Source organism: Pseudomonas sp. UV AK001 (assembly GCF_046097675.1).
Classification (GTDB): Bacteria; Pseudomonadota; Gammaproteobacteria; order Pseudomonadales; family Pseudomonadaceae; genus Aquipseudomonas; species Aquipseudomonas kribbensis.
Genome location: NZ_JBJUVZ010000004.1, coordinates 36,863 through 54,267, shown reverse-complemented (window position 1 = coordinate 54,267; position 17,405 = coordinate 36,863). Strand labels below are relative to the sequence as shown.

The following is a 17,405-nucleotide window of genomic DNA, read 5'->3' as shown; positions in this document are numbered from 1 at the left end:
CTGTCCGTATCAGCAAGCGCCGTCGAGCGCAGAGAGAGCCTGTATGACCGTCACCCTCAAAACTCCCGAGGACATCGCTGGCATGCGTGTCGCCGGCAAACTGGCCGCCGATGTGCTGGAAATGATTGCCGAGCACGTCAAGCCGGGCGTGACCACCGATGAGCTGAACCAGATCTGCCACGACTACATCGTCGATGTGCAGAAAGCCATCCCTGCCCCGCTCAACTACAAGGGCTACCCGAAGTCGATCTGCACCTCGATCAACCACGTGGTCTGCCACGGCATTCCGAACGACAAGCCGCTGAAAAACGGCGACACCCTGAACATCGATGTCACGGTGATCAAGGACGGCTACCACGGCGACACCAGCCGCATGTTCCACGTCGGCACCGTACCGGTCTGGGCCGAGCGCCTGTCCCAGGTCACCCAGGAATGCATGTACAAGGCGATCGAGATCGTCAAACCCGGCTGCCGTCTCGGCGACATCGGCGAGATCATCCAGAAGCACGCTGAAAAGAACGGTTTCTCCGTGGTGCGCGAATTCTGCGGTCACGGCATCGGCAAGGTGTTCCACGAGGAGCCGCAGATCCTGCACTACGGCCGCGCCGGCACCGGCATGGAACTGAAAGCCGGCATGACCTTCACCATCGAACCGATGATCAACCAGGGCAAGGCCGACACCAAGGTGCTGGGCGACGGCTGGACCGCGATCACCAAGGACCGCAAGCTGTCGGCACAGTGGGAACACACTTTGCTTGTCACTGACACCGGTTACGAAATCTTCACCCTGCGCAGCGACGACACGATTCCGCGCGTATCGGCCTGATCCGGAACTGCTCCCAGCCTATAGAAGGAATGCCAATCGATGCCGCAGGTGGATCCCGAACTCTTCGACCGCGGCCAGTTCCAGGCTGAACTGGCCCTGAAAGCGAGCCCTATCGCCGCGTTCAAGAAGGCGATCCGCCAGGCACGCGAAGTGCTCGATGCACGCTTTCGCAGCGGCCGCGACATCCGGCGACTGATCGAGGATCGCGCCTGGTTCGTCGACAACATCCTGCAAAAGGCCTGGGACCAGTTCAACTGGAGCGAAGACGCCGACATCGCGCTGGTCGCGGTCGGCGGCTACGGTCGCGGCGAATTGCACCCCTATTCCGACATCGACCTGCTGATTCTGCTGGACAGCGCCGACCACGAAATTTTCCGTGATTCCATCGAGCGTTTTCTGACGCTGTTGTGGGACATCGGCCTGGAAGTCGGTCAGAGCGTTCGCTCGGTGGACGAGTGCGCCGAAGAGGCCCGCGCCGACCTGACGGTGGTTACCAACCTGATGGAAAGCCGCACCATTTGCGGCCCCGAGCGTCTGCGCCAGCGCATGCTCGATGTCACCAGCACCGCCCACATGTGGCCGAGCAAGGAATTCTTCCTGGCCAAACGCTCCGAGCAGAAGGCCCGTCACCACAAGTACAACGACACCGAATACAACCTGGAACCCAACGTCAAAGGCTCGCCCGGCGGACTACGGGACATTCAGACGATTCTGTGGGTCGCCCGTCGCCAGTACGGCACCCTGAATCTGCGCGCCCTGGCCGGCGAAGGTTTCCTGGTCGAGAGTGAAAACGCCCTGCTGGCGTCGTCCCAGGAATTCCTCTGGAAAGTGCGATACGCCCTGCACATGCTGGCCGGCCGCTCCGAAGACCGCCTGCTGTTCGATCACCAGCGCACCATCGCGGGGCTGCTGGGCTTTGAAGGTGACGACGCCAAGCAGGCCGTCGAAAACTTCATGCAGCAGTACTTTCGCGTGGTGATGAGCATCGCCCAGCTCAGCGACCTGATCATCCAGCACTTCGAGGAAGTCATCCTCGCCCCGGAAGACGAAGCGCCGCCGCAGCCGATCAACTCGCGCTTCCAGCTGCACGACGGCTACATCGAGGCACGTAACGACAACGTGTTCCGCCGCACGCCGTTCGCCATGCTCGAGATCTTCGTGCTGATGGCCCAGCAGCCGGAAATCAAGGGCGTGCGCGCCGACACCATTCGCCTGCTGCGGGAAAACCGTCACCTGATCGATGACAATTTCCGCAACGACATCCGCAACACCAGCCTGTTCATCGAACTGTTCAAGTGCAAGATCGGCATTCACCGCAACCTGCGGCGGATGAACCGCTACGGCATTCTCGGGCGTTACCTGCCGGAATTCGGTTTCATCGTCGGTCAGATGCAGCACGACCTGTTCCACATCTATACGGTCGATGCCCACACGTTGAATCTGATCAAACACCTGCGCAAATTGCAGTACTCACAGGTGTCGGAAAAATTCCCGCTGGCCGCCAAGCTCATGGCCAAACTGCCGAAGCCCGAACTGATCTACATGGCGGGCCTGTATCACGACATCGGCAAGGGCCGGCACGGCGACCACTCGGACATCGGCGCAGTGGATGCCGAGGCGTTCTGCCAGCGCCATCAACTGCCGGTGTGGGACAGCCGCCTGATCGTCTGGCTGGTGCAGAACCATCTGGTGATGTCGACCACCGCCCAGCGCAAGGACTTGTCCGACCCGCAGGTGATCCATGACTTCGCCCAGATCGTCGGCGACGAAACCCGCCTCGACTACCTGTACGTGCTGACCGTGGCCGACATCAACGCAACCAACCCGACCCTGTGGAACTCCTGGCGCGCCAGCCTGCTGCGCCAGCTGTACACCGAGACCAAGCGCGCCCTGCGTCGCGGCCTGGAAAACCCGGTGGATCGCGAAGAACAGATCCGCCAGACCCAGAGCGCAGCGCTGGATATTCTGGTGCGCGGTGGTACCGATCCGGACGACGTCGAGCAATTGTGGGCGCAACTGGGCGACGATTATTTCCTGCGCCACACCGCTGGCGACGTGGCCTGGCACAGTGATGCGATTCTCCAGCAGCCGGCCGACGGCGGCCCGCTGGTGCTGATCAAGGAAACTACCCAGCGCGAATTCGAGGGCGGTACGCAGATCTTCATCTATGCCCCGGACCAGCACGACTTCTTTGCCGTGACCGTGGCCGCGATGGACCAGCTCAACCTGAACATTCACGACGCCCGGGTCATCACGTCCAGCAGCCAGTTCACCCTCGATACCTATATCGTGCTCGACACCGACGGCGATTCGATCGGCGACAATCCACTACGGATCAAGCAGATCCGTGACGGTCTGACCGAAGCCCTGCGCAATCCTGACGATTACCCGACCATTATCCAGCGTCGAGTGCCGCGCCAGCTCAAGCACTTTGCGTTCGCACCACAAGTGACGATCCACAACGACGCCCAGCGTCCGGTAACGGTTCTGGAGCTCACTGCACCCGACCGGCCCGGCCTGCTGGCACGGATCGGCGGGATTTTCCTGGAGTTCGATCTGTCGCTGCAGAACGCCAAGATCGCCACCCTGGGCGAGCGGGTGGAAGACGTGTTCTTCATCACCGACGCCCACAATCAGCCGCTGTCCGACCCGCTGCTGTGCAGCCGTTTGCAGGATGCCATCGTCGAGCAGCTCAGCGTCAATCAGGAACCCGATATCAAACTGTCGCGCATCAGTATTTGATTGCGCGCCCGGATTCAACCGCTTTGCACGAGACCCCGCACCGATGAACAACGCTCTGACCCAGTTGCAGCCCTACCCGTTCGAAAAGCTCCGCGCCCTGCTCGGCAGCGTCACGCCGAACCCGGACAAGCGCCCGATCGCGCTGTCCATCGGCGAGCCGAAACACCGTTCGCCAAGCTTTGTCGCCGAAGCCCTGGCCAACAACCTGGATCAGATGGCGGTGTACCCGACCACCCTCGGCATTCCGGCCTTGCGCGAAGCCATCGCCGCCTGGTGCGAGCGTCGTTTCAATGTGCCGAGCGGCTGGATCGACCCGGCGCGCAACGTGCTGCCGGTCAACGGCACCCGTGAAGCGCTGTTCGCGTTTACCCAGACCGTGGTCAACCGTGGCGACGACGCACTGGTGGTCAGCCCGAACCCGTTCTATCAGATCTACGAAGGCGCGGCGTTCCTCGCCGGCGCCAAGCCGCACTACCTGCCATGCCTGGACGAGAACGGCTTCAACCCGGACTTCGACGCGGTATCGCCAGACATCTGGAAACGCTGCCAGATTCTGTTCCTGTGTTCGCCGGGCAACCCGACCGGCGCGCTGATTCCGGTCGACGTGCTGAAAAAGCTGATCGCCCTGGCCGACGAATACGACTTCGTGATCGCCGCCGACGAGTGCTACAGCGAACTGTACTTTGACGAACAGACGCCACCGCCAGGCCTGCTCAGCGCCTGCGCCGAACTGGGTCGCAAGGACTTCAAGCGCTGCGTGGTGTTCCACAGCCTGTCCAAGCGCTCGAACCTGCCGGGTCTGCGATCGGGCTTTGTTGCCGGTGATGCAGACATCCTCAAAGGCTTCCTGCTGTACCGCACCTACCACGGCTGCGCGATGCCGGTTCAGACCCAACTGGCCAGCGTTGCTGCGTGGAATGATGAAGTGCATGTACGCGCCAACCGTGCGCTGTATCGCGAGAAGTTCGACGCCGTGCTGGCGATCCTCAGCCCGGTGATGGATGTGCAGCGTCCGGATGGCAGCTTCTATCTCTGGCCGAACGTTCAAGGTGATGACGCCGCGTTCTGCCGTGATCTGTTTGCCGAAGAGCATGTGACCGTGGTGCCGGGTTCGTACCTGTCCCGGGATGTCGACGGGGTCAACCCGGGTGCCGGCCGCGTGCGCATGGCGCTGGTCGCACCACTGGCGGAATGTGTGGAAGCGGCCGAACGCATCCGCGATTTCGTCCTGCGCCACAAGTAAGGCCTGAACGCCCGTGCCGGGCAATCCGGCACGGGCGCCTCATACATCGGGTTACAGATCCTCCAACTATTTATCTCACCTGCCTTCCGGCCAGACGTTAGTCTTGAGTCGCGCCTGTCTCTACGTCCAAACAGACTCAAATTTTAACTTCAAGGAAGAAGTGCAAATGAACAACCTGCTGGATTGCCAACTCATTCAATGGCCCGATGATCAAGCCGCTTATACGGCAGCCATCAATGAAAACCCCGCCAATGCCGGTACAAGTTCCGGAACTCGACGTAAACGCTCCATCGTTCACTATTCAAAACTCTGGGCCAACGGCCGCACCCTGAAAGTTGCTTTCATGGATTCACCCGATACCGATCACAAGAACAGGATTATCGCTGCAGCCAGGCAATGGCTGCCGTACATCAACCTGAAATTTGAATTTGTCGACGATTTGAAAGGCGACATCCGGATTGCGACAAAGAACAATAACAACAGCTCGATGCTGGGCACCGATGCGCTGTTGATCCACCCCGACCATCCCACCATGAATCTGGGGGTCAAACCGGAACATGAAGACTTCGAGGTGATCGTGATCCACGAATTCGGCCACGCATTGGGTGCAATGCACGAACATCAGCACCCCAAGGCCAATATTCCGTGGGATAAGCCTAAGGTGTACGAGTTCTACAAAAATCGGGAAATGAACCCGCTCACCGAGGAGCAGGTCGACAGAAACCTGTTCGCGTCCTTCGACACACTGGACGCGATCTACACCTCCTACGACCGGAAATCGATCATGCACCACCCGGTGGCAAACACATTGACAGTGGGCGACTGGGAGGTGCCGATCAACCGCCGCATCAGTAGAAAAGACAAACGTCTGATGAGATTGCTCTATCCCAAGTAACGCTTTTCCTATTTGACCTGCCCCAGATTCGCCTCACTCAAATCCAGTTCGCCCAACACCTCCCGCAACACGTCATCGCCGATCTGGTGCTGACGGCTCAGGCTGTACAACTCAAGGCGTTGCGCGCGCAGCGCCTTGAGACGCAGGCGGCGTTCAAGCAGGTCCATCTGGAATGCCAGCGCCTGGGCTTCCGCCGAATCATTGAACACCTCCAGTTGATGGCGATACTCGGACATGATCCGCGCCTTGAGCTCCGCCGACAGTGCGGCCTGCGCGGCATCCTGCGGATTGACCTCTTCGATCTCCAGCGCGTGGATTGCCGCTTCGGCGGTCTTGCGCCAGGCGTCGCGGACTTCCTGACGGCGTTTGTCGTCGGGGCTTTTCTGGATTCCGCGCAGCAGTAACGGCAAGGCGATGCAGGCTGCCACCAGCGACATCAGGATCACACCGGCGGCAATGAAGATCAGCAGATCACGCTCGGGAAAGGCCTCGCTGCCCATCAGCATCGGCACCGACATCACGCCCGCCAGGGTCACCGCACCGCGCACCCCGCCGACCGTCAGCAGCCAGCAGGAACGAGCCGTCGGCACCTGTGTCAGGTCGCCCTTGCCGCGCAAGCGACGCAGCAGGACCGACAGACGCCAGATGCTTTGCACCCAGATGAAGCGCAGCAGCACCAGCGCCAGGAATATCGCCACCACGTCGAGACAGCGGTAGAACAGCGTCGGCCACAATGAGGTTTCGTGGCTGACGACAGCCTTGATGATGTCCGGCAATTGCAGACCGAGCAGCAGGAAGATCAATCCGTTGAAGGCAAACTCCAGCAACGACCAGACACTGCGATTGAGCAAGCGGGTGCTGGTCTGGCGCGGCAGCAGATCGAGCCAGCTCTGCATCATTCCCGCCGCCACTGCCGAGAGAATGCCCGAGGCGCCGAGCCGTTCGGCCAGTACGTAAGCGGCAAACGGCAGGAGCAACATGAACACCACGTGGGTCGCCGGATCGTCCCAGCCCCGGGCGATCATCCAGGCGCGCAACCGGCCGACCAGCCAACTCAGCGCCACACCGACCGCCAACCCGCCCACCGCCACCAGCACAAACGTCAGGCTCGCATTGGCCAACGAGAATGCACCGGTAACCGCCGCCACCAGAGCGAACTTGAAGGTCACCAGACCCGAAGCATCATTCATCAACGCTTCGCCTTGCAGCATGTGCATCAGCGGCGTCGGCAGGCGGTTCTGCGAAATCGCCGACACCGCGACGGCGTCGGTCGGCGACAGCACCGCCGCCAGCGCGAAGGCCACCGGCAACGGAATCGTCGGCAATAGCCAGTGAATAAAGTAGCCGGCACCGACCACGGTAAACAGCACCAACCCGACCGCGAGCGTCAGCACCGGCCCGCGCAGGCGCCACAATTCGCGTTTGGGCATGCGCCAGCCATCGGAGAACAACAGCGGCGGCAAGAACAGAAACAGGAACAGCTCGGGATCGAGCGCCACATGCAGGCCAAGAGTCGGCCAGGCCAGCAAGGCCCCGGCGGCAATTTGCACCAGTGGCAGCGGCAACGGGATGACCCGTCCGACCAGACGCGAAACGCTGACCAGCATCAGCAGGATCAGGACGGTATAAGCGGTTTGCATAAAGCGGAAATCCCGGACAATCGACAGCGTTGAACTGCCATATTAGCCGCTTAGGCTGTGGCTGACCGTTGCACCTATGTCGCACATCGGTGGACGGCGGCCAGTGACAATGGGACAAACCCCGGCCAGCGGCGACGCCGAAACCGTCCGGTCGTGGCATAATCCGTCACCTTTTCTTTCCGGCAACCTGTAAAGGGGGCGATTCCTTGACCGTTTCAAGCAAAACGTTGCACCTTTTCGGCATCAAAGCCTGCGACACCATGAAGAAGGCGCGCACCTGGCTCGATGAACACGCTGTCAGCTACGACTTCCACGACTACAAAACCGCCGGCATCGACCGTGAACACCTGACCCAATGGTGTGACGAACACGGCTGGCAAACGGTGTTGAACCGCGCAGGCACGACCTTTCGCAAGCTCGACGACGAACGCAAAGCCGATCTCGACCAGTCGAAAGCCATCGAACTGATGCTCGCTCAACCCTCGATGATCAAGCGCCCGGTGCTCGATCTCGGTGACCGAACCCTGATTGGCTTCAAGCCAGATATCTACGCGGCCGCGCTCAAGTAAGCAGCCCGTCACTTTTTGTAGAGGTATTCACATGTCCAACTCCCTGTTCAGTATCGCCTTCGGCGTCGGCACCCAGAACCGTCAAGGCGCGTGGCTGGAAGTGTTCTACGCCCAGCCGCTGCTCAATCCTTCGGCCGAACTGGTCGCTGCCGTTGCACCGATCCTCGGTTACACCGAAGGCAACCAGGCCATCAGCTTCACCACCGCACAGGCCGCACAACTGGCTGAAGCCGTGAAAGGCATCGACGCCGTCCAGGGCAAGCTGCTGACCCGTCTGGCCGAAAGCCACAAGCCGCTGGTCGCTACCCTGCTGGCTGAAGACGCTCAGCTGACCTCCACGCCAGAGGCGTACCTGAAGCTGCACCTGCTGTCCCATCGTCTGGTCAAGCCGCACGGTGTGAGCCTGGCCGGTATCTTCCCGCTGCTGCCGAACGTGGCCTGGACCAGCCAGGGCGCGATCGACCTGAGCGAACTGGCCGAGCTGCAACTCGAAGCCCGCCTGCGCGGCGAGCTGCTGGAAGTGTTCTCGGTGGACAAGTTCCCGAAAATGACCGACTACGTGGTACCGGCCGGCGTGCGTATCGCTGACGCCGCACGTCTGCGTCTGGGCGCCTACGTGGGCGAAGGCACCACCGTGATGCACGAAGGTTTCATCAACTTCAACGCCGGTACCGAAGGCCCGGGCATGATCGAAGGCCGCGTCTCCGCTGGCGTATTCGTCGGCAAGGGTTCGGACCTGGGCGGCGGCTGCTCGACCATGGGCACCCTGTCGGGCGGCGGCAACATCGTGATCAAGGTCGGCGAAGGCTGCCTGATCGGCGCCAACGCCGGTATCGGTATCCCGTTGGGCGACCGCAACACCGTCGAGTCGGGTCTGTACGTGACCGCCGGCACCAAAGTCGCGCTGCTGGACGAGCACAACAACCTGGTCAAAGTGGTCAAGGCCCGTGAACTGGCCGGTCAGACCGACCTGCTGTTCCGTCGCAATTCGGAAACCGGTGCCGTGGAATGCAAGACCCACAAATCGGCGATCGAACTGAACGAAGCGCTGCACGCTCACAACTAAGCAGCACATTGATAACCTGTGGGAGCGAGCTTGCTCGCGAAGCTTTTTGGCGTCCTCAAGGACGCCTTCGCGAGCAAGCTCGCTCCCACAGGGTCAGGCGTATACCACATGATGATTCCCTCCCCCTGGCGCGCCGATTTCCCGGCCATCGCCGCCCTGCAACGGCAAGACCAGACGTATCTGGACAACGCCGCCACCACGCAAAAACCCCAGGCCCTGCTCGACGCACTGGCGCATTACTACGCCAACGGCGCGGCCAACGTGCACCGTGCGCAGCACTTGCCCGGCGCTCACGCCACGCAGGCATTTGAGGACAGTCGCCTGAAGGTCGCCCAGTGGCTGAATGCCGGTGACAGCGGGCAGATCATCTTCACCCACGGCGCCACCAGTGCGCTGAATCTCCTGGCTTACGGCCTGGAACATTTTTTCCATCCGGGCGATGAAATTGTCATCAGCGCCCTGGAGCATCACGCCAATCTGCTGCCGTGGCAGCAACTGGCACAACGTCGCGACCTGAAACTGGTGATCCTGCCGCTGGACGATGACGGCGTGATCGACCTCGCCGCCGCCGTTCACCTGATCGGTCCGCGCACCCGTCTGCTGGCGGTCAGCCAGTTGTCCAACGTGCTCGGCGCGTGGCAACCGTTGCCGGCCCTGCTGGCGATGGCCAGGGCGCAAAACGCGCTGACGGTGGTTGATGGCGCCCAAGGCGTGGTCCACGGCCGCCATGACGTGCAGGCACTGGGTTGCGACTTTTATGTGTTTTCCAGCCACAAGCTGTACGGCCCCGATGGCCTCGGCGTGCTGTTCGGGCGCAACGAAGCGCTCGAACAACTTCGCCCGTGGCAGTTCGGCGGCGAAATGGTGCTGGAAGCCAATTATCACGAATCCCGTTTCCGCCCTGCTCCGTTGGGCTTCGAAGCCGGAACGCCGCCGATTGCCAGTGTGATCGGACTTGGTGCGACTCTCGACTACCTCGCGGGTCTGGATCAGGACACGGTGTCCGCCCACGAAGCAGCACTGCACGATTACCTGTTACGTGGCCTCGCGGCCCGCAACGGCATCCGACTGCTGGGCAAACCGCAGCTGGCGCTGGCCAGTTTTGTCGTCGAAGGCGTGCACAACGCCGATCTGGCGCATTTGCTGACCGAACAGGGCATCGCCGTGCGTGCCGGTCACCACTGCGCGATGCCGTTGCTCAAGCGCTTTGAACTGGCCGGGGCGATCCGAGTATCCCTGGCGCTATACAACGACTCCGAAGATCTCGAGCGTTTCTTTGAAGCGCTGGATCAGGCACTGGAGTTGTTGCGATGAGTCTGCCGGTCGAGGCCGCCGAAGCGCTGCAAACCTTTCAGAACGCCGCCGGTTGGGAGCAACGGGCGCGTCTGCTGATGCAGTTTGGTGATCGCCTGCCGCCGTTGAGCGATGCGGACAAGTGCGAAGCAAATCGGGTGCATGGCTGTGAGAGTCAGGTGTGGCTGGTCGGCGAGTTGCGCGATGGCCACTGGCAGTTCGCGGCGAGCAGCGATGCGCGGATGATTCGCGGATTGGTGGCGTTGTTGCTGTTGCGGGTCAACGGCTTGAATGCTGAAGAATTGCAGCAGGTGGATCTGCCGGACTGGTTCAATCAACTGGGGTTGTCGCGACAGCTGTCGCCATCGCGCAGCAATGGCCTGAATGCCGTGTTGCAACGGATGAACGAGCTGGCGCAGTAAAAGGGCTGCTGCGCAGCCCTCTGCTTCAGGCCTGAGGCTTGACCCGATCCGCCGGGCGCCGGACGCCCGCGACAATCTTGTCCACAGCCTTGGTTGCCGCAACCATGCCGAATGTCGCCGTCACCATCATCACCGCGCCAAACCCGCCGGCGCAGTCCAGCTTCACGCCGTCGCCGACAAAACTCTTCTGCAGGCAAATGCTGCCGTCCGGTTTCGGATAACGCAGCTGTTCGGTGGAGAACACGCAGGGCACGCTGTAATGACGGGTCACGGTGCGCGAGAAGCCATAGTCGCGACGCAATGTCGAACGCACTTTCGAGGCCAGCGGATCGTTGAAGGTGCGGTTGAGGTCGCAGACCTGAATCAGCGTCGGATCGATCTGCCCGCCGGCGCCGCCAGTGGTGATGATCTGGATCTTGCGGCGCTTGCACCAGGCGATCAGCGCGGCCTTGGCGTTGACCGCATCGATGCAGTCGATTACGCAGTCGATGTTCGGCGTGATGTATTCGGCCATGGTGTCGCGGGTGACGAAGTCCGCCACGGCGTGCACCTTGCAGTCCGGGTTTATCCCGCGCAGACGCTCGGCCATCACCTCGACCTTGGGTTTGCCGACGGTACTGTCCAGCGCGTGCAACTGGCGGTTGGCGTTGCTGACGCAGACATCGTCTAGGTCGAACAGGGAAATCTCGCCCACCCCGCAACGGGCCATGGCTTCCGCCGCCCAGGAACCGACGCCGCCAACGCCGACAATCGCCACGTGGGCGGCGCGCAGACGCTCCATCCCTTCAATGCCATACAAACGGGCGATGCCTGCAAACCGCGGATCTTCTGTACTCATGACCATTACCCCAAAAACCGGCGCGCATTATAGGGCCGTCGGCGGCCAAGAGCACCTTTGCGCTATGAACGGCGAATCTGCCTGCTTTAATTAAAGCTGCACGTAACAAAGTTTTGCCTTACATACTGAAACGAAAGAACTTAAGTCGGGTTGGATTGCCCAACGTCCGGCATTTCCCTGTCTGTTGTAGGACTCGGCGAACTGCCGGTGTAGGATGCGCGCCCTCAGGCGTCAACCAGCCGACCCTTCGTTCCACAGACCTTGGAACCCGACACAGCTATGTCATCGCGTAAATTTGGACTCAATCTGGTGGTGGTTCTGGCAATCGCCGCCCTGTTCACCGGTTTCTGGGCACTGATCAACCGCCCCGTCTCCGCGCCGAACTGGCCGGAGCAGATCTCCGGTTTCTCCTATTCACCGTTCCAGCAAGGACAGTTCCCGCAGAAGGATCAGTATCCGACTGACGACGAAATGCGCCGCGACCTTGAAATCATGAGCAAGCTGACGGACAACATCCGCATCTACTCGGTCGACGGTTCCCTGCAAGACATCCCGAAACTGGCTGAAGAGTTCGGCCTGCGCGTGACCCTGGGGATCTGGATCAGCCCCGACCAGGAACGCAACGAGCGGGAGATCGCTAAAGCTATCGAGTTGGCCAATTCCTCGCGCAGTGTGGTTCGCGTGGTAGTTGGCAACGAAGCATTGTTCCGGGAGGAAATCACGCCTGAGGCACTGATCGTCCTGCTGGATCGTGTCCGTGCTGCGGTGAAGGTGCCGGTCACCACCTCCGAACAATGGCATATCTGGGAGAAATACCCGCAACTGGCCAAGCACGTCGACCTGATCGCCGCGCACATCCTGCCTTACTGGGAATTCATTCCGGTGGACAAGGCCGGGCAGTTCGTTTTCGACCGCGCTCGTGACCTGAAAAAAATGTTCCCGAAAAAGCCGCTGCTGCTGTCCGAAGTGGGCTGGCCGAGCAACGGCCGCATGCGCGGTGGCGCCGATGCGTCGCCGGCGGATCAGGCGATTTACCTGCGCACGCTGGTCAACAAACTCAACCGCCAGGGCTTCAACTACTTCGTGATCGAAGCGTTTGACCAGCCGTGGAAGGCCAGCGACGAAGGTTCGGTCGGCGCCTACTGGGGCGTGTTCAATGCCGCGCGCCAGCAGAAATTCAACTTCGAAGGCCCGGTGGTGGCGATCCCGCAATGGCGCGTGCTGGCCATCGGTTCGGTGGTGCTGGCGCTGTTGTCGCTGACCCTGCTGATGATCGACGGTTCGGCCCTGCGCCAGCGCGGCCGTACTTTCCTGACCTTTATCGCGTTCCTGTGCGGTTCGGTGCTGGTGTGGATCGGCTACGACTACAGCCAGCAATACAGCACGTGGTTCAGCCTGACGGTGGGCTTCCTGCTGGCGCTCGGTGCGCTCGGGGTGTTCATCGTGCTGCTGACCGAGGCCCACGAACTGGCCGAAGCCGTGTGGATTCACAAGCGTCGCCGTGAATTCCTGCCGGTGGTCGGCGATTCGGACTACCGCCCGAAAGTCTCGATCCACGTGCCGTGCTACAACGAGCCGCCGGAGATGGTCAAACAGACCCTCAACGCCCTGGCCAACCTCGACTATCCGGACTTCGAAGTCCTGATCATCGACAACAACACCAAGGATCCGGCGGTCTGGGAACCGGTGCGCGACTACTGCGAAACCCTCGGCCCGCGCTTCAAGTTCTTCCACGTCTCGCCCCTGGCCGGCTTCAAGGGCGGTGCGCTGAACTACCTGATCCCGCACACCGCCAAGGACGCCGAAGTCATCGCGGTAATCGACTCCGACTACTGCGTGCACCCGAACTGGCTCAAGCACATGGTGCCGCACTTCGCCGACCCGAAAATCGCCGTGGTGCAGTCGCCGCAGGACTACCGTGATCAGAACGAAAGCACCTTCAAGAAGCTCTGCTACGCCGAGTACAAAGGCTTCTTCCACATCGGCATGGTCACCCGCAACGATCGCGACGCGATCATCCAGCACGGCACCATGACCATGACCCGGCGTTCGGTTCTGGAAGAACTGGGCTGGGCCGACTGGTGCATCTGTGAAGACGCCGAACTTGGTCTGCGCGTTTTCGAGAAAGGACTGTCGGCGGCGTATTACCACGACAGTTACGGCAAGGGTCTGATGCCGGACACCTTCATCGACTTCAAGAAACAGCGTTTTCGCTGGGCCTACGGCGCGATCCAGATCATCAAGCGTCACACCCGCAGCCTGCTGCGCGGCAAGGATACCGAGCTGACTCGCGGCCAGCGTTACCACTTCCTCGCGGGCTGGCTGCCGTGGGTGGCGGACGGCATGAACATTTTCTTCACCGTCGGCGCGTTGCTGTGGTCGGCGGCGATGATCATCGTGCCGCAACGGGTCGACCCGCCGCTGCTGATCTTCGCGATCCCGCCGCTGGCGCTGTTCGTGTTCAAGGTCGGCAAGATCATCTTCCTGTACCGTCGCGCCGTGGGCGTGAACCTCAAGGATGCGTTCTGCGCGGCACTGGCCGGTCTGGCGTTGTCGCACACCATCGCCAAAGCGGTGCTGTACGGCTTCTTCACCAGCAGCATTCCGTTCTTCCGCACCCCGAAAAATGCTGACAACCATGGTTTCTGGGTGGCGATTTCCGAAGCCCGGGAAGAGCTGTTCATCATGCTGCTGTTGTGGGGCGCGGCGCTGGGGATTTACCTGGTGCAGGGCATTCCGAGCAACGACATGCGTTTCTGGGTGGCGATGCTGCTGGTGCAGTCGCTGCCGTACGTGGCGGCGCTGATCATGGCGTTCCTCTCGTCGCTGCCGAAACCTACGGCGGCGCCTGAACCGGCACCTGTCGTCTAATTCCTCGACGAAGCACTAAACGGCGGCCAATGGTCGCCGTTTTGCTTTAAGATAACCGCCATTTTGCAGGGCCAAGGCCCCGATGGCCTGCCACTAGACCTGTGGGAGCGAGCTTGCTCGCGATGAGTCCGTCACATTCAACACTTATGTTGAACAGGACATCGTCATCGCGAGCAAGCTCGCTCCCACATTTACAGCATCCGGAGTTTTCCATGACGGCCCACGCCGACCTTTCGCCGACCCTCCAACTCGCCATCGACCTGATCCGCCGTCCGTCCGTGACGCCGGTCGACGCCGATTGCCAGAAGCAGATGATGCAGCGCCTGGGCGATGCCGGTTTCACCCTCGAGCCGATGCGCATCGAAGATGTGGATAACTTCTGGGCGACTCACGGTAAAGGCGACGGCCCGGTGCTGTGCTTCGCCGGCCACACCGACGTGGTGCCGACCGGCCCGGTGACCGCCTGGCAGATCGACCCGTTCAACGCGGTGATCGACGAACACGGCATGCTCTGCGGCCGTGGTGCGGCGGACATGAAAGGCAGCCTGGCCTCGATGACCGTGGCAGCCGAGCGCTTCGTCGCCGACTACCCGGATCACAAGGGCAAGGTGGCGTTCCTGATCACCAGCGACGAAGAAGGCCCGGCGCATCACGGCACCAAGGCTGTGGTCGAGCGTCTGGCCGCCCGTAACGAGCGTCTGGACTGGTGCATTGTCGGTGAACCGTCGAGCACCACGCTGGTGGGCGACGTGGTGAAGAACGGTCGTCGCGGCTCCCTCGGCGCCAAACTGACCGTGCGTGGCGTGCAGGGCCACGTGGCCTACCCGCACCTGGCGAAGAACCCGATCCACCTCGCGGCTCCGGCCCTGGCCGAACTGGCTGCCGAGCACTGGGATCACGGCAACGATTTCTTCCCGCCGACCAGTTTCCAGATTTCCAACGTCAATTCCGGCACCGGCGCGACCAACGTGATTCCGGGCGATCTGGTGGCGTTGTTCAACTTCCGTTTCTCCACCGAATCGACCGTCGAAGGGCTGCAGAAACGCGTCGCCGACATCCTCGACAAGCACGGTCTGGACTGGCACATCGACTGGGCGCTGTCCGGTCTGCCGTTCCTCACCGAGCCGGGCGCGCTGCTCGACGCGGTGTCGTCGAGCATCAAGCAGATCACCGGCCGCGAGACCAAGGCGTCCACCAGCGGTGGCACCTCCGATGGCCGTTTCATCGCGACCATGGGTACGCAGGTTGTTGAACTGGGCCCGGTCAATGCGACCATCCACCAGGTCAACGAGCGCGTGCTGGCGGCCGATCTCGATGTACTGACCGAGATCTACTACCAGACCCTGATCAAGTTGCTCGCCTGATGCTTGCGTGCCCGATCTGCAGTGAACCGCTGAACGCGGTGGACAACGGCGTGGTCTGCCCTGCCGGCCACCGCTTCGACCGTGCGCGTCAGGGTTACCTGAACCTGTTGCCGGTGCAGCACAAGAACAGCCGTGATCCCGGCGACAATCAGGCGATGGTCGAGGCCCGCCGCGACTTCCTGAACGCCGGCCACTATGCGCCGGTGGCCAAGCGCCTGGCGGAACTGGCGGCGGGTTATGCGCCGGCCCGCTGGGTCGATATCGGTTGTGGCGAGGGTTACTACACCGCGCAGATCGCCGAGGCCTTGCCGGATGCTGACGGTTACGCGCTGGACATCTCGAAAGAGGCGGTCAAGCGCGCCTGCAAACGCAATCCTTCGCTGACGTGGTTGATTGCGAGCATGGCCCGTGTGCCATTGGCTTCCGGCAGTTGCCAGTTTCTCGCCAGCGTTTTCAGTCCGCTGGACTGGGAAGAAGCCAAGCGTCTGCTCAGCGTCGGCGGCGGCCTGATGAAAGTCGGCCCGACCAGCGGCCACCTGATGGAACTGCGCGAACGCCTGTACGACGAAGTGCGCGAATACACCGACGACAAGCACCTGGCCCTGGTGCCGGAAGGCATGGCGCTGGCCCACAGCGAAACCCTGGAATTCAAACTGACGCTGGACAAGCCCGAGGATCGCGCCAACCTGCTGGCGATGACACCCCACGGCTGGCGCGCCAGTGCCGAGCGCCGTGCGGCGGTGATCGAACAGGCCGAGCCGTTCGTGACCACCGTGTCGATGCGCTACGATTATTTCGTTCTTCAATAACTTTTGGACTCGGGCAAGCAGCCCGGGGCCGGCTAAATCCGCGAATGGATTTTTCAGACCCGCAGTGAGGATATCCATGCGCCAACCGGACATCGAGATTTACCTGAAAGACGCCGACGTCGACCACAAGGCCATTTCCGCCTGGCTGGGCGCCGCCCTTGGCCCGTGCAGCGACTGGGTACAGAAAGGTCAGACGTACAAGTGTAAGGCCGGCAACATCCCGGTGACCTGGCTGCCGAAAGCCGTGGGCAAGTGGAACAGCCTGTACCTGGAAAGCGACCAGACGCCATGGGATGACGATATCGCCTGTGCCCGTGCAGCGTTTGCCGCGCTGAACGTCGAAGTGCGCTGCGCGCCGGGGACGTGGGTCGAGGAAGAAGGTGAGGAAACGGCGGACCGCTGGATCCGGATCAGCGAAGACGGTGAAGAAGAAATCACCTGGAAAACTGCATAACAAAGCAGTACACAAAACCTGTGGGAGCGGCGGTTCGACGCTTCGACTTGCCCGCGAAGGCGGCGGCACATCCAACATAGAGGTGGCTGACAAACCGCATTCGCGGGCAAGCCCGCTCCCACAGTGTTTTCCGGGGATCCGAAGAGTGTGGTTTACAACCCGACCACGTCTTCAGCCTGCAACCCCTTCTGCCCTTCCACCACCGCATATTCAACCTGCTGACCTTCGGTCAGCGAACGGTGGCCTTCGCCGCGGATCGCGCGGTAGTGCACGAACACGTCCACCCCGTCTTCGCGCTGAATGAAGCCGTAGCCCTTGGCGTCGTTGAACCACTTCACGTTGCCGGTCTCACGTGTTGCCATCTGTTCATACT

The 17,405-nt window shown here is 61.5% G+C and carries 15 protein-coding genes; 12 read left to right on the top strand and 3 right to left on the bottom strand.

The annotated features are described in order from the left end of the window. Window positions 1-43: 43 nt before the first annotated feature. The 4 genes from map (at window position 44) to ACKLNA_RS13640 (ending at window position 5,706) form a co-directional block, all read left to right on the top strand. Window positions 44-826, top strand: coding sequence for a type I methionyl aminopeptidase (map, locus tag ACKLNA_RS13655; RefSeq protein WP_085729805.1), 783 nt, complete (start codon window positions 44-46; stop codon window positions 824-826). Window positions 827-865: 39 nt separating this feature from the next. After that, window positions 866-3,568 (top strand): [protein-PII] uridylyltransferase, encoded by a 2,703-nt coding sequence (locus tag ACKLNA_RS13650; protein WP_085712837.1) that lies wholly within the window; start codon window positions 866-868, stop codon window positions 3,566-3,568. Window positions 3,569-3,611: 43 nt separating this feature from the next. Next, window positions 3,612-4,811: a succinyldiaminopimelate transaminase gene (dapC, locus tag ACKLNA_RS13645; protein ID WP_085712836.1), complete on the top strand. Its 1,200-nt coding sequence runs from the start codon at window positions 3,612-3,614 to the stop codon at window positions 4,809-4,811. Window positions 4,812-4,977: 166 nt separating this feature from the next. Continuing rightward, entirely contained in the window at window positions 4,978-5,706 is a 729-nt protein-coding gene (locus ACKLNA_RS13640; RefSeq protein ID WP_408986149.1) for a M12 family metallopeptidase, read from the top strand. Between the two features lie 8 nt (window positions 5,707-5,714). Here ACKLNA_RS13640 and ACKLNA_RS13635 read toward each other — a convergent pair whose 3' ends face one another. Further along, complete coding sequence (locus ACKLNA_RS13635) at window positions 5,715-7,346, bottom strand: Na+/H+ antiporter (protein WP_192552966.1); 1,632 nt, start codon at window positions 7,344-7,346, stop codon at window positions 5,715-5,717. Window positions 7,347-7,606: 260 nt separating this feature from the next. On the opposite strand from ACKLNA_RS13635, the gene ACKLNA_RS13630 reads away from it, so the two are divergent. The 4 genes from ACKLNA_RS13630 to ACKLNA_RS13615 all read left to right on the top strand — a co-directional run bounded on the left by ACKLNA_RS13630 (window position 7,607) and on the right by ACKLNA_RS13615 (window position 10,696). Beyond that, on the top strand, window positions 7,607-7,915 hold the full coding sequence (locus ACKLNA_RS13630; RefSeq protein ID WP_042607053.1) for an arsenate reductase: 309 nt from the start codon (window positions 7,607-7,609) through the stop codon (window positions 7,913-7,915). 31 nt (window positions 7,916-7,946) lie between these two features. Beyond that, window positions 7,947-8,981, top strand: a complete 1,035-nt coding sequence (gene dapD, locus ACKLNA_RS13625) for a 2,3,4,5-tetrahydropyridine-2,6-dicarboxylate N-succinyltransferase (protein ID WP_085712832.1) — start codon at window positions 7,947-7,949, stop codon at window positions 8,979-8,981. A gap of 108 nt (window positions 8,982-9,089) precedes the next feature. Next, on the top strand, window positions 9,090-10,295 hold the full coding sequence (locus ACKLNA_RS13620; RefSeq protein ID WP_408986148.1) for an aminotransferase class V-fold PLP-dependent enzyme: 1,206 nt from the start codon (window positions 9,090-9,092) through the stop codon (window positions 10,293-10,295). Continuing rightward, entirely contained in the window at window positions 10,292-10,696 is a 405-nt protein-coding gene (locus tag ACKLNA_RS13615; RefSeq protein WP_408986147.1) for a SufE family protein, read from the top strand. Before ACKLNA_RS13620 ends, ACKLNA_RS13615 begins: the two co-directional genes overlap by 4 nt. A gap of 25 nt (window positions 10,697-10,721) precedes the next feature. On the opposite strand, the gene tcdA is transcribed toward ACKLNA_RS13615, so the two are convergent. Continuing rightward, window positions 10,722-11,540 carry a tRNA cyclic N6-threonylcarbamoyladenosine(37) synthase TcdA gene (gene tcdA / locus ACKLNA_RS13610; protein WP_085702578.1) on the bottom strand — a complete coding sequence of 273 codons (819 nt, stop codon included), beginning with the start codon at window positions 11,538-11,540 and terminating at the stop codon, window positions 10,722-10,724. A gap of 273 nt (window positions 11,541-11,813) precedes the next feature. On the opposite strand from tcdA, the gene ACKLNA_RS13605 reads away from it, so the two are divergent. The 4 genes from ACKLNA_RS13605 to ACKLNA_RS13590 all read left to right on the top strand — a co-directional run bounded on the left by ACKLNA_RS13605 (window position 11,814) and on the right by ACKLNA_RS13590 (window position 17,032). Next, window positions 11,814-14,405 (top strand): glycosyltransferase, encoded by a 2,592-nt coding sequence (locus ACKLNA_RS13605; RefSeq protein ID WP_408986146.1) that lies wholly within the window; start codon window positions 11,814-11,816, stop codon window positions 14,403-14,405. 212 nt (window positions 14,406-14,617) lie between these two features. Continuing rightward, entirely contained in the window at window positions 14,618-15,769 is a 1,152-nt protein-coding gene (dapE, locus tag ACKLNA_RS13600) for a succinyl-diaminopimelate desuccinylase (protein ID WP_408986145.1), read from the top strand. Beyond that, complete coding sequence (locus ACKLNA_RS13595) at window positions 15,769-16,578, top strand: putative RNA methyltransferase (RefSeq protein WP_408986144.1); 810 nt, start codon at window positions 15,769-15,771, stop codon at window positions 16,576-16,578. Before dapE ends, ACKLNA_RS13595 begins: the two co-directional genes overlap by 1 nt. Before the next feature lie 76 nt (window positions 16,579-16,654). Next, the gene (locus ACKLNA_RS13590; protein WP_085729795.1) at window positions 16,655-17,032 is read left to right on the top strand and encodes a hypothetical protein; all 378 of its coding nucleotides are present in this window, start codon (window positions 16,655-16,657) and stop codon (window positions 17,030-17,032) included. A 152-nt stretch (window positions 17,033-17,184) separates the two neighbouring features. Here ACKLNA_RS13590 and ACKLNA_RS13585 read toward each other — a convergent pair whose 3' ends face one another. Continuing rightward, window positions 17,185-17,394 carry a cold shock domain-containing protein gene (locus ACKLNA_RS13585; protein ID WP_007954750.1) on the bottom strand — a complete coding sequence of 70 codons (210 nt, stop codon included), beginning with the start codon at window positions 17,392-17,394 and terminating at the stop codon, window positions 17,185-17,187. Window positions 17,395-17,405 lie beyond the last annotated feature (11 nt).

Coding starts and splice junctions, on each gene's coding strand:
- tcdA (WP_085702578.1), bottom strand. CDS start 11,540: ATGGTCATGAGTACAGAAGATCCGCGGTTTGCAGGCATCGCCCGTTTG.
- ACKLNA_RS13630 (WP_042607053.1), top strand. CDS start 7,607: ATGAAGAAGGCGCGCACCTGGCTCGATGAACACGCTGTCAGCTACGAC.
- map (WP_085729805.1), top strand. CDS start 44: ATGACCGTCACCCTCAAAACTCCCGAGGACATCGCTGGCATGCGTGTC.
- ACKLNA_RS13640 (WP_408986149.1), top strand. CDS start 4,978: ATGAACAACCTGCTGGATTGCCAACTCATTCAATGGCCCGATGATCAA.
- ACKLNA_RS13605 (WP_408986146.1), top strand. CDS start 11,814: ATGTCATCGCGTAAATTTGGACTCAATCTGGTGGTGGTTCTGGCAATC.
- ACKLNA_RS13615 (WP_408986147.1), top strand. CDS start 10,292: ATGAGTCTGCCGGTCGAGGCCGCCGAAGCGCTGCAAACCTTTCAGAAC.
- dapE (WP_408986145.1), top strand. CDS start 14,618: ATGACGGCCCACGCCGACCTTTCGCCGACCCTCCAACTCGCCATCGAC.
- dapD (WP_085712832.1), top strand. CDS start 7,947: ATGTCCAACTCCCTGTTCAGTATCGCCTTCGGCGTCGGCACCCAGAAC.
- ACKLNA_RS13650 (WP_085712837.1), top strand. CDS start 866: ATGCCGCAGGTGGATCCCGAACTCTTCGACCGCGGCCAGTTCCAGGCT.
- ACKLNA_RS13635 (WP_192552966.1), bottom strand. CDS start 7,346: ATGCAAACCGCTTATACCGTCCTGATCCTGCTGATGCTGGTCAGCGTT.
- ACKLNA_RS13585 (WP_007954750.1), bottom strand. CDS start 17,394: ATGGCAACACGTGAGACCGGCAACGTGAAGTGGTTCAACGACGCCAAG.
- dapC (WP_085712836.1), top strand. CDS start 3,612: ATGAACAACGCTCTGACCCAGTTGCAGCCCTACCCGTTCGAAAAGCTC.
- ACKLNA_RS13595 (WP_408986144.1), top strand. CDS start 15,769: ATGCTTGCGTGCCCGATCTGCAGTGAACCGCTGAACGCGGTGGACAAC.
- ACKLNA_RS13620 (WP_408986148.1), top strand. CDS start 9,090: ATGATGATTCCCTCCCCCTGGCGCGCCGATTTCCCGGCCATCGCCGCC.
- ACKLNA_RS13590 (WP_085729795.1), top strand. CDS start 16,655: ATGCGCCAACCGGACATCGAGATTTACCTGAAAGACGCCGACGTCGAC.